Here is a 10,856-nt window from a genome sequence, read left to right as displayed (position 1 = left end):
GACCGGTCGTTGGCCTCGGCCACCAGCGTATAGGCGCGATCNCTCGACCGGGGTGACGATCACATCATAGGTTTCGGCGACGGCAATCTGGAATTCGTCGATTTCTACCGGCACGATGTTGAGTCCATCGGCCTGGACGACGGTCATCCTGAGGCCCGGAATCCGGATATTGAAGATCGACATCGCCGAGGCGTTGATGATGCGCAGCCGCACGCGCTCGCCCGGGTTGAACAATGCGGTCCAGTTGTCGCGCGGCCCGTGGCCGTTGACGAGGAAGCTGTAGGTCGAGCCGTTGACGTCGGCGATGTCGGTCGGGTCCATTCGCATCGCGCCCCACGCGATCCGGTCCTTGAGCGGCTGGTCCTTGCCATCCAGCAGCCCGCCCAGCGTCTGGCGCTGGTGGTTGAAATGGCCGGGATTGACCTTGAGCTTGCGATAGATCGCTTCGGGAGAGAGTTGGCTGTGGTCGGAGAGCACGACGACATGCTCGCGGTCGGATGCGATGGGGTCGGCGCCCGCCGGATCGATGACGATCGGACCATAATGGCCGATCTGTTCCTGAAGCCCCGAATGGCTGTGATACCAATAGGTCCCCGACTGGACGACGGGGAATTCATAGACGAAGGTCGATTTGGGCTTGATGCCCGGAAAGCTGACCCCCGGCACACCGTCCATGTGAAAGGGCAGGATCAGCCCGTGCCAGTGGATCGAGCTGTCCTCGTCGAGGTCGTTGACCACGGTCAGGCGCGCCTGCTGCCCCTCCGTCAGGCGGACGAGCGGCGCGGGAACGGTGCCGTTGATCCCGATCGCGCGACTGACCTTGCCGTCGACCCGCATCGTCTGGCGCGCAATGCGCAGCGTGATATCGCTGCCCGACACGGTGGGCAGTGTCGACGCGATGCCGGGTGAGACCGGCTGCGCCCAGGCCGGAAACCACGATGCGAGCGCAGCCGCGGTTCCGCTACCCAATGCTCCGCTCACGAAACGACGCCTGTTAATCTGCATGATCTTCCTGATGGTTGCCGACTGTCTGCAATGTCATACGCAGGGGACGCAAGCGCCCCTTGCCGCTGCCGGCTTTTGCGGACCAGCGCCGCGCTTGTCCACGCAAGCCTAGCCCTCGCCCCCTTCGAGCAGCGCCCGGAGCCTGCCGCGCGCGCGATAGAGCCGCGTTTCGACCGTCTTTTCGCTGACCTGCAGCAGCGCCGCGGTCTCCGCCTGGCTGAGGTCCTCGACCCCGCGCAGCACCAGCACCTCGCGCAGATTGTGGGGTAGCGCCGCCATCGCGACGCGGACGCGCGCAAGTTCGGCGCGGTTTTCCGCCTCGACATCGGGGGCGGGCGCGTCGATCGCCACGTCATGCGCGCTGTCGAGCGGCAGCGCACGCGCGAAAAAGGCCCGCACCGCTCGCCGCCGCGCCCAGTCGCGGCACTTGTTGAGCGCGATACGCGAAATCCACAGGCGAAAGGGCCGCTCGCGATCGTAACGCGACAGCGCGGCAAAGCCCGCGACGAAGCTTTCCTGCGTCAGGTCCATCGCCTCGTCGGCATCGCCGACATGGCCGCGGATCAGGCGAAAGACCGGCACCTTGTAGCGGGCCAGAAATTCGCGATAGACATCCTGCCGCCCCGCATCGGCGAGCGCGGCGAGTTCGCCGTCGCTACATTGCGACAGGTCGAGGCTCACCGCGCATCGGCGGTCAGCGCCTTGACCACGCGCTTGTCGAACATCGCCGCCTGCTCGCGGTCGAGCACCCCGCGCATCGCGAACAGGTGCTGGAGCGTTTCCTTTTGCAGGTCGCCCATCACCTCATGCGTCTCGTCGATCGCCTCGGTAACCTGCGGTCCATAGCCATGCTCGGCGTCGATCGCCTGCGCCAGCCGGATGTTGGCGGCGCGCATCTCGAGCTCGAGCGCATCGCGCCGCGCGGCGAACCGGGCCTCGATCAGGTGGATCCTCTTTTCCTGATCGGCAGACAGTTTCAGTTCGCGGTGCAATAGCGCGTGCAGTTCGGTCTCGTTCGCGCGCGGCGCATCGACGAGTATCCGGCCGACGAACACACCCGCCACCGCCGCCAGAAAGGCGATCAGGCCAATGATGAGCAACCGGCGCGAAGCCATCGTCAACGCACGTCCAGCAAGGTAGACGGCGCCAGCGGACTCGCCGGAACCAGCGGCGTCAGCGGGCTGGCGGCAACCGCGGGCGGCACGAACAGGCTGCCCGCCGCGATGCCGCCGCCGAGCGAGACGAACGCCGCGAGCGCGATCGTCCGCCGCATCGCGGCGGCTTCGCGGCGGCGCGCGGCCAGCATCTGCAGCACGCGGTCGTCGAGCGCGTCCAGCGCGGCGGGCATCGCCGCCGCATTCAATATCCGAAGTTCGTCGTCCATCGGCTTTCCGCCAATCCTTTCAAAAGGACTATACGCGCGCCCGCGCCCTACCCCTCAACCGCCGCCCACCGCGAAAACTCTATTTTCCCGAGGGGGAACCCTACCGGGCTGCGTAATAGCCAAGACGAACATGCAATTGGAGTTTTTTATGACCAAGTGGTTCCCCCTTCACCTCGCCGCCGCGATCGCGCTGTTATCGGCGCCCGGTGCCGCGCTGGCGCACACCAAGCTCGTCGGTTCGACACCGAGCGCGAACAGCACCGTGTCGAAGGTGACTTCGGTCCAACTGAAGTTCAGCGAAAAACTGATCGCCTCGACCGTGAAGGCCGAACTGGTGATGACGGACATGCCCGGCATGAAGGATCATCCGCCGATGAAAATCGCCTTCACCTCGGCGATCGGCAAGGACGGCAAGTCGATGACGCTGCAGCCGAAACGCGCGCTCGTTCCCGGCACCTATAAGGTCAAATGGTCGGCGGCCGGTGCCGACACGCACCGCATGGGCAGCGAATTCAGCTTCACGGTGAAATAGGCGATGGGCGACCTCCTCGTGCCGGGTGTCAGGTTCGCGCTTTACGCCGACCTCATGCTCCTGACGGGGCTGGCCGCCTTCCCGCTCCATGCCTTCGACCGCGCGGAACGCCATATTCCCGCGCTGCTCACGCTATTCCGGCGCCCGCAACCCTGGCTCTGCGCGTTCGGGCTGCTGGTCTCGGCAGCCGGCATGGTCATCCTGACCGCCGATATGCAGGGTGTTCAGCCGGACGCGGTCGATCCCGCGATGCTGCTGGGCATCATCGGGGAAACCGGCGTCGGCGCCGCATGGACCTGTCGCATGGTGGCGCTGCTCCTCGCGGCGGCCGCGCTCTGGCGCCTCGCCAGCCATCCGGTGATCGCCGCGTGGGCCGTCGCAATCGCCGGCGCGATCGCGCTTGCGACGCTGGCATGGTCCGGCCACGCGGCGGCAAGCGAGGGTTGGGCGGGCACCTTCCACCGCGCCAGCGACGCGCTGCACCTCGTCGCCGCCGCCATCTGGATCGGCGCGATCGCAGCCTTCCTGCTGTTGCTGCGTCCACGCCACGGCGCCGTACCGCCCGAATATGCGACGCTGGCGGCGCGCGGTCTCGACCGTTTCGCCCGGACAGGAACGATCTGCGTCCTCGTCATCGCGGCGACAGGGCTGGTCAACGCGCAGGCGATCGTTGGGATCGCGAATGTCGGTCAGGCGCTGGCATCGCCCTATGGGCAATGGATGCTCGCCAAGCTCCTGCTCTTCGCCGCGATGCTGGGACTTGCGGCCGCGAACCGCTGGCGGCTGACGCCCGCGCTCAGGACTGCGCTCGTCGAAGGCGAAGCCGCGCCCGCCATCGGTGCGATACGGCGGAGTCTTGCGGCCGAAATCCTCGCCGGCCTGGCGATCCTCGCCCTCATCGGCTGGCTCGGGTTGCTTGATCCGTTGCCCTGACCGGCGCCTATTGGCGCGGCGGGGGCGGATCGGGCGGCGGTGTCTCGGGCGGACGGCCGCTGTCGATCGGCAGCCGCAGGTCGATGCGCGTGCCGTTGATCTCGGTCGTCACCACGGCATTGCCGCCTTCGACCCCGATGCGTGTCGCCTCGCCGACCGGGATGGTGCCGATATCGGGAACGTCCTGCGGCTGGACCGGGCCGCGCGGATTGCTGGGCGCCGGCGCCGGCGCGGCCTTCCTGCCCGCCGCTTCGCCCATGAAGTCGCGCCAGATGCGGGCGGGCAAACCGCCGCCGTTGATCCCGGCCAGCGGGCTATTGTCGTCATTACCGATCCACACCCCGACGACGAGGCCGTTCGCATAACCGACGAACAGCGCGTCGCGATTGTCCTGGCTGGTCCCGGTCTTGCCGAAATTCGCCGTGGGTAGCCGCGCCGCGCGGCCGGTACCGCGATTGACCGCGGCGCGCAGCAGTTGCTCGATCGCGTCATGATCGCCCGACGAGAAGCTGTCGGGACCCGAAAACAGGCTTTCGAACCAGCCCGGCTTCTCGGTCTCGAAGGCGTGCGGAACGACCGGATAGCTGTTCGCCGCGACCCCGGCATAGGCGGCAGTGAGTTCGAGCAGGGTCATGCTCGACGTGCCGAGCGCGAGGCTGGGGTCGCCCTCCGCCATCGGCGAGGTAACGCCAAGATCGCGCGCGAGCGCGATGACCTTCTCGCTGCCCACCGCGTTGAACAGCCGCACCGCGGCGACATTGCTCGACGTCGCGAAGGCATCTTCGAGGCTGATCGTGTCCGAATAGGCGCCGCCGGCATTTTTGGGGCGGTAGGATCCGGTCTCGATCGGCGTGTTGGCGATGGTGTCGTCGGGATCCCAGCCGTCGCGCAGCGCGGCGAGATAGACGAACAGCTTGAAGGTCGAACCCGGCTGGCGGCGCGCCTGCGTCACCCGGTTGAAGGGGGAGTCCGCATAATCCTTGCCGCCGACCATCGCGACGACCTCGCCATTGGGGCGCATCGCGACCATCGCGACCTGTGCCTTGCCGACGCCCGCCCGGTTCACCGCGCGCCGCGCCGCCGCCTGCAATCGCGAATCGAGCGTGGTCGTGATCGTCTGGCGCGCATAGCCGACGTCGCTCAGCTTGCGCGCCTCGGGCAGCGCCCAGTCGGCGAAATAGGTGCCGGTGGGCAGCGTGTTGCGGGTGCGCACATCGATGCGCGGGGTGCGGATCGCCTTGGCCTCGGCTGTCGTGAGGTAGCCGGTGTCGACCATCGCGCCGAGCACAAGGCGCATGCGCTTTTCAGCGAGGCCGGGGTTCTTGGTTGGCGCGAGGCGCGACGGCGCCTGTACCAGCCCCGCGAGCATCGCCGCCTGCGCCGGGGTCAGTTTTTCGGGCTGGCGATAGAAATAATGCATCGACGCGGCGCGCAAGCCATAAGTGTTATCGCCGAAATAGGCGTTCGACAGATAGCGTTCGAGGATCTCGTCCTTGCTTAGCCAGGCTTCGAGCCAGAAGGCGATCAGCGCCTCGCGCGCCTTGCGTCCGAGCGTCTTCTTGGGGGTCAGGAAGGTGAATTTCGCCAGCTGTTGGGTGATCGTGCTGCCGCCCTGCGTCGAACCGCCGGTGACATTGCTCCACACCGCGCGCGCGATGCTGCGCGGATCGACGCCCCAATGGCTGTAGAAACGCCGGTCCTCGATCGCCAGGAAGGCGCCGGTGACATGTTTGGGCAACGCGTTCGCCTTCACCGGTTCGTCGACGATGGCCCCCATGCGCGCGATCGGGGTACCGTCGGACGCCAGCAGGGTGAGTTGCGGCGGTGCAATCGGTTCGAGCGATTTCGACAAGGGCGCGGTGATCGCGAGCCAGCCGACGAGCAGGATGAAAATGATCGCGAAGATGGCGAAGCCGCGCGAAATGCGGCGCAGCCATTTGCGGCGACGCGATAACGGAACCGCAACAGGCGGAGTGCCGCCATCGGGCAGCGGGGCACCACCGACGGGCGCGAGCTCGGCTGGAGGCGTGGCGGGGCGACGGAAAGCGAACATGCCTGACGGCCGTATTAGACGGGCAATACGGTCTTGGCAAATGGCTTGGCGAGGGTCAGGGCAGAGCGGTTTTGCGACCATCGGCAACAAGTTAGTCGATCTTCCACCTTTCCATTGTTAGAAGGCGGAGAATTTTGGGGGATCGCATTTGGCTGGCTTCTTTGCATTTGTCGCGATTGTCATACTTTTCCTCCTGCTGATCGACACGCGCGGCCGGCTCAAGCGCGCCGAGGCGACGCTGCAGGAAGCCGCGAAGCGGATCGGTGCGCTGCAACGCCACGCCGGCCTGCTGCCACCCAAGCCGGGCGAAACGCCTTCGCAGGCCCGGGCTGCCGCTGCGGCCCCGCTTTCATCGCAACCGGTCGGCGCGCCCCGCCCGGTACCGGCCGCGCCGCCGCCCTCTCGCTCGCCCTGGGCGCCGCCGTCGCCGGAAACGCTCGACCGCTGGAAGCCCAAAATCGACGAGCCGGCGCCCGCGCAACAAGAGGAGGCGCCGGAACCGGTCGCTCCGCCGCAGGATGAGGCCCCCGCACCCATACCCGTACCCGAAGAAAAGATCGTTCCGGCCGCCGCCGCGGTTGCCGCCGCGAGCGCACCGCTTCCGGCGGTGTCGGAGCCGGTACCCGACGAAGAACTGACGGAAGAGGAAGAAGCCGGGGAAACGGCCGCCGCAGCGCCCGCCGACGCCGATACCGAAGCCAGTGTTCCGGAACCCGAAGCGGAGCCGGTCGCGGCACGCGCCGCCGCGCCGCCGCCAAAACCGCCCGCTCCGCCCGCGCCTCCCGCCAGCATGGCGCAGCGTTTCGAAAATCTGTTCGGCAAGACGCTGCCGATCTGGGCCGGCGGGATCACGCTGGCAATCGCCGGTGTCCTCATCGTCCGTTATGCGATCGACGCGGGCTTCTTCGCGCGCGTCTTCACGCCGGGAGTACAGGTCATCGCGGGCGTCCTCTTCGGCCTCGGGCTGATCGGCGGCGCCGAATATGCCTGGCGCAACGAGGACAAGGTGCGCGACCTGCGCGTGCCGCAGGCGCTGTCGGGCGCGGGCATCGCGACGCTTTATGCCGCCATATTGGTCGCGGCCAACGTCTATGGCCTGATCGGGCCTCTCGCCGCTTTCGTCGGGCTGGCGGCGGTCACGGCCGCCGCGCTCGGCCTGTCCTTGCGCTTCGGGCCACCGAGCGCGCTGCTAGGGCTCGCGGGGGGCCTTGCCGCGCCGGCGCTGGTCGGCGCGATGCAGCCCAATGTGCCGCTGCTCGCGGTCTATCTCGGCCTCACCATCGCGGGCCTCACGGGCGTGTCGCGGATGAAGCGCTGGCCCTGGCTCGCGCTCGCCGCACTTGTCGGCGGCGTGGGGTGGAGCCTGTGGATGGTCCTCGCGACGAGCGCGCTCGACACGCTCGGGTCGCTCTCGATCGGCGGCTTCGTGCTGCTGCTCGCGCTCGCCTTGCCGATGCTGGCGTTCGACGGCCCGCGCGCGGCGGTGCTCCGCGCCGGATCGGCGATCGTCGGCGCGCTGCAACTCGCGCTGCTCGTCGGCTATGGCGGTTTCGCGCCGCTCCACTGGGGGCTGTTCGCGCTGCTCGCGGCGGCAGGCCAGTGGCTCGCCTGGCGTGAAAAGGACTTCGCGATCGTGCCGTCGATCAGCCTCGCGCTGTCGGTGATGCTGCTCGCCGTGTGGCCCGATCCGAGCGCCTACTGGTTCACGCTGATCGGGCTGGCGCTCGCGTCGATCCATGCGCTGCCGCTGCTCGCGCGGCTGTGGAGCGTGCCAAAGACGCTGCGCCGCACGCTCGAACTGTGCGCGCTGCTACTCGCGGCGGTGCCGCTCACCAAATATCATTTCTGGCATATCGCCGACGCGACGCTGGCGCTCGTCGCGCTCGGCGGCGTGCTGCTCGCCGGCGCGGGCATTGCGCGCGGGTGGAAGGTCGAGGATCGCGCCGCGGACACCCGCTTCGCATGGCTGACCGCGACCGGCGGCATCCTGCTCGCGCTCGCGATCCTGCTCGTCCTGCCGCACTGGATGGCGCCCTTCGCCATCGGCGGTGTCGCAGCGGCGCTGCTCTTTTTCGGCAAGGCGGCAAAGGATCGGCGGATCGAACCGATCGCCGCCGCCTTCGTCGGCGCCGCGCTGGTGTCGCTGGTCGCGACCCCGCTGGCGCTCGCCGAGTTGCCGCGCCTCGTGGTCGGCGCGGGTGACGGATTTGCAACACAGGCGCTGCTGCGCTGGGCTGGCCTCGCCGCATTGCTCGCGTTGTTCGCGGGCAAGGCCGAGGATCGCTTTTTCCGCGCCGCGTCGCTCGCGATCGCGGGCGGGCTGGCCTACGGCATGCTCGCACAGATCGTCCCGGGCTGGAGCCTGACGCTGGCGATGGGCGCGGTGACGGTCGGGCTCTTCCTGCTCGCACGGCGCGGGGCGTCGCTGCCGGTCGAACTCCTGTCGGCGGGCTTTGGCCTGCTCGCGCTGATGCTGCTCGCTGCGACCGGCCCCAATCTGGTCGCGCAGTGGAGCCGCCTGTTCGGCAGCGACGCCGTCGTCGGCGCCACCGATATGATCCGCTGGGCGGGCATGACCGCGCTGCTCGCCCTGTTCGCGGCGAAGGCCGGGAATCGCGTCCTGCGCTTCGCCGCACTGGCGGTGGCCGGCGCGCTCACTTACGGCACGCTCGCGCAAGTCGTTCCGGGGTGGAGCCTGCCGCTCGCGATGGGCGCAGTGGCGATGACGCTGTTCGCCATCGCGCGGCGGCGTGCATCGCACCCGGTCGAATTGCTCTCGCTCATCTATGCCCAGCTCGCGGTGTTGCTGCTCGCCGGCACCGGACCGCATCTGGTCGCGCAATGGACCCGGCTCTATGGCAGCGACGCGGGGGTCGGCGCGACCGAGGTCCTGCGCTGGGCCGGACTCGCCTTCGCCGGCCTCGCCTATGCCTTGTGGTCGGACAGGCCGATCATCCGGCGCGCGGGTCAGGTCGCGGCGGCGCTGCTCGCTTATGGCGCCTTCGCGCAGGTCATCCCCGGCGCGTATCTGATGCTCGTGCCCGCAATCGGCGGCGCGACTGTGTTGCTCGCGGCACGGCGCATCGCCTTGCTGCGCGTCGATGGCGCGGCGGCGAGCTTTGTCGCACTCAGCCTCGCCTGGGCGGCCTTGCCCGTCGCGGCGTGGGCGGTCGAGGCGCTGATGTCGATCGCCGGCCAGCCGATGTTGCTCGAAAGCCCCATGCTCGCGGTCGACCAGTTGCTGCTGCGCCTGCTGGTTCCCGCCGCGCTGTTCGCCGCGCCGCTGTGGCTGATCCGCGAACATCTGCCGCGCTGGCTGTTGCTCGCGGGACTCGCGACCGCCGGCGTCGTCGGCGGGATCGCGGTCCATTGCCTCTATCGTCTCGGTTTCGCGTCGGCGTTCGGGGGCGATTTCGTCGCCACCGGGGTCGGCCAGCGGCTCGTCTGGGAAGCGCTGCTGATCGGCGGCGGCTGGCTCGCGATGACACGGCGCTGGATCGGCCTCGCGCGCCCGCTCGTCCTTGCCGGAACCGCGCATGCGGTCTGGTACGGGCTGATGCTCCACAATCCCTTGTGGGCCGAACAGGCGGTCGGCGGCTGGCCGGTCGCCAATTGGCTGGTCCCATTGTTCCTGCTGCCCTGGCTGGGGTTCACGCTCATCGGCCGGCTGTTCCCCGGCGCGCCCGCGATATACGGACGCGCGGTCCAGCTCATCACAATGCTGTTCGTCGCGGGCTTTGCCTGGGCGACGCTGCGGCAGCTCTTCCACCCCGCGCTGCTGAACGAACCGGGGGTGACCGCGACCGAGAATATCCTGCGATCGATCCTGATCCTCGGACTCGCGATCGGTTTCCTGCTCTGGGGCATTCGCAAGGGCCGCCACGACTGGCGCATCGCCTCGCTGATCCTGATGCTCGGCGCGGTCGGCAAGGTGTTCCTGTTCGACGCCTCTGGGCTCGAAGGGCTGCTGCGCATCGGCTCGTTCGTCGTGCTGGGCTTCAGCCTGATCGGCATCGGCTGGCTCTACAGCCGCCAGCTCGCGCGCCCGGCGGCGGAGGATGACGGGAAGGCGGCGTGACGACCCTCCTTTGGCTGGTCGCCACGATCGGCCTGCTGCCCCTGGTCATCGGCATGGCGCGGCTCGACGGCGGCGGGCCGCGCATCGACGCCCGCGGTTTCGTCGCCTCGGTGCTGCTCTGTGCGTTGGCGTTCAGCCTGACCTTCCTGGTGCAGGAACTCGGACTCGTCCTGCCCAAGGCACTGGTGCCGGGACTCGACCCGATCCTCTATCACAACGACCATGACTGGTCCGGCGACGCGCCGGTTGCCGAACTGCTGCAAGGCGGCGGCGCGGTGGCGACCTTGCTCAGCGGATTGCTCTTCCTGTGGCTCGCGGGGCGAATTTCGCCCGCGCGCCCGACATGGCGGCTCTTCGCCTTCTGGATGGCCTTCCAAGGCTTGTTCCAGTCGCTGAGCCAGGGCGCGGTCGGCAGCCTCATCGCGGGCAATGACGTCGGGCGCGCGCTGGCCTGGCTGGGCGCCGGGCCGGTGGCGAAGAGCGCGTTACTGCTGGTCGCGGTCGCCGCGATGGCGCTGGCCGGACGCGCGCTCGCGCGGCGCTATCCGTTTGGCGGCGACGAGCGGGCGACGGCGCTGCAGTTGATGGCGACGCTCGCGCTCGCGATCCTGCTGATCGTCCCGTTCCGCGTCCCGCGCGAACCGGTCGAGGTCGTGCTGATCCCGCTGCTCGTCCACCTGATCGGGTCGGGCTGGCTGGTGCTGGGCCTCGCGACCGCAAGGTGCGACGTCGCCCCGGCTCCTGCCGCACCCGCAATTGTGGGGCCGCTGGCGGCGCTGGTCGCACTGCTCGCCATCTTCCAGCTCGTCCTGAGGCCCGGCATCGCGTTCTAATATGTAGGGAAAGGTGGGACGATTCTGTTGCCCGGCTC

Annotated in this window: 9 protein-coding genes; 4 read left to right on the top strand and 5 right to left on the bottom strand. The window is 68.6% G+C overall.

The genetic code is table 11. From position 1 onward, the window contains the following. Positions 1 to 42: 42 nt before the first annotated feature. The 4 genes from ASD67_RS23665 to ASD67_RS10280 all read right to left on the bottom strand — a co-directional run. On the bottom strand, positions 43 to 1,005 hold a 963-nt coding region (locus tag ASD67_RS23665; protein ID WP_235535626.1), incomplete at its 3' end, for a multicopper oxidase domain-containing protein. A 108-nt stretch (positions 1,006 to 1,113) separates the two neighbouring features. Then, complete coding sequence (locus ASD67_RS10290) at positions 1,114 to 1,686, bottom strand: RNA polymerase sigma factor (RefSeq protein ID WP_056346538.1); 573 nt, start codon at positions 1,684 to 1,686, stop codon at positions 1,114 to 1,116. After that, positions 1,683 to 2,120: a periplasmic heavy metal sensor gene (locus tag ASD67_RS10285; protein ID WP_056346537.1), complete on the bottom strand. Its 438-nt coding sequence runs from the start codon at positions 2,118 to 2,120 to the stop codon at positions 1,683 to 1,685. Before ASD67_RS10285 ends, ASD67_RS10290 begins: the two co-directional genes overlap by 4 nt. A gap of 2 nt (positions 2,121 to 2,122) precedes the next feature. Next, positions 2,123 to 2,389 (bottom strand): hypothetical protein, encoded by a 267-nt coding sequence (locus ASD67_RS10280; RefSeq protein ID WP_056346535.1) that lies wholly within the window; start codon positions 2,387 to 2,389, stop codon positions 2,123 to 2,125. 148 nt (positions 2,390 to 2,537) lie between these two features. Here ASD67_RS10280 and copC point away from each other — a divergent pair, with 148 nt between their 5' ends. Both copC and copD read left to right on the top strand, forming a co-directional pair. Beyond that, entirely contained in the window at positions 2,538 to 2,921 is a 384-nt protein-coding gene (gene copC, locus ASD67_RS10275) for a copper homeostasis periplasmic binding protein CopC (protein ID WP_056347266.1), read from the top strand. Positions 2,922 to 2,924: 3 nt separating this feature from the next. Continuing rightward, a complete protein-coding gene (gene copD / locus ASD67_RS10270) occupies positions 2,925 to 3,854 on the top strand; it encodes a copper homeostasis membrane protein CopD (RefSeq protein ID WP_056346533.1) in 930 nt (309 codons plus the stop codon). Positions 3,855 to 3,861: 7 nt separating this feature from the next. Here copD and ASD67_RS10265 read toward each other — a convergent pair whose 3' ends face one another. Continuing rightward, positions 3,862 to 5,907, bottom strand: coding sequence for a transglycosylase domain-containing protein (locus ASD67_RS10265; protein ID WP_082544948.1), 2,046 nt, complete (start codon positions 5,905 to 5,907; stop codon positions 3,862 to 3,864). A 148-nt stretch (positions 5,908 to 6,055) separates the two neighbouring features. On the opposite strand from ASD67_RS10265, the gene ASD67_RS10260 reads away from it, so the two are divergent. Both ASD67_RS10260 and ASD67_RS10255 read left to right on the top strand, forming a co-directional pair. Further along, complete coding sequence (locus tag ASD67_RS10260; RefSeq protein ID WP_056346531.1) at positions 6,056 to 9,985, top strand: DUF2339 domain-containing protein; 3,930 nt, start codon at positions 6,056 to 6,058, stop codon at positions 9,983 to 9,985. Continuing rightward, on the top strand, positions 9,982 to 10,818 hold the full coding sequence (locus ASD67_RS10255) for a hypothetical protein (RefSeq protein WP_056346529.1): 837 nt from the start codon (positions 9,982 to 9,984) through the stop codon (positions 10,816 to 10,818). The genes ASD67_RS10260 and ASD67_RS10255 overlap by 4 nt, the downstream gene beginning before the upstream one ends. The last annotated feature ends 38 nt before the right edge of the window (positions 10,819 to 10,856 follow it).

The sequence above is a fragment of the Sphingopyxis sp. Root1497 genome (genome assembly GCF_001427085.1).
Classification (GTDB): domain Bacteria; phylum Pseudomonadota; class Alphaproteobacteria; order Sphingomonadales; family Sphingomonadaceae; genus Sphingopyxis.
Note: the sequence above shows the minus strand (reverse complement) of the source record. Positions and strands in the feature narration are given on the sequence as shown.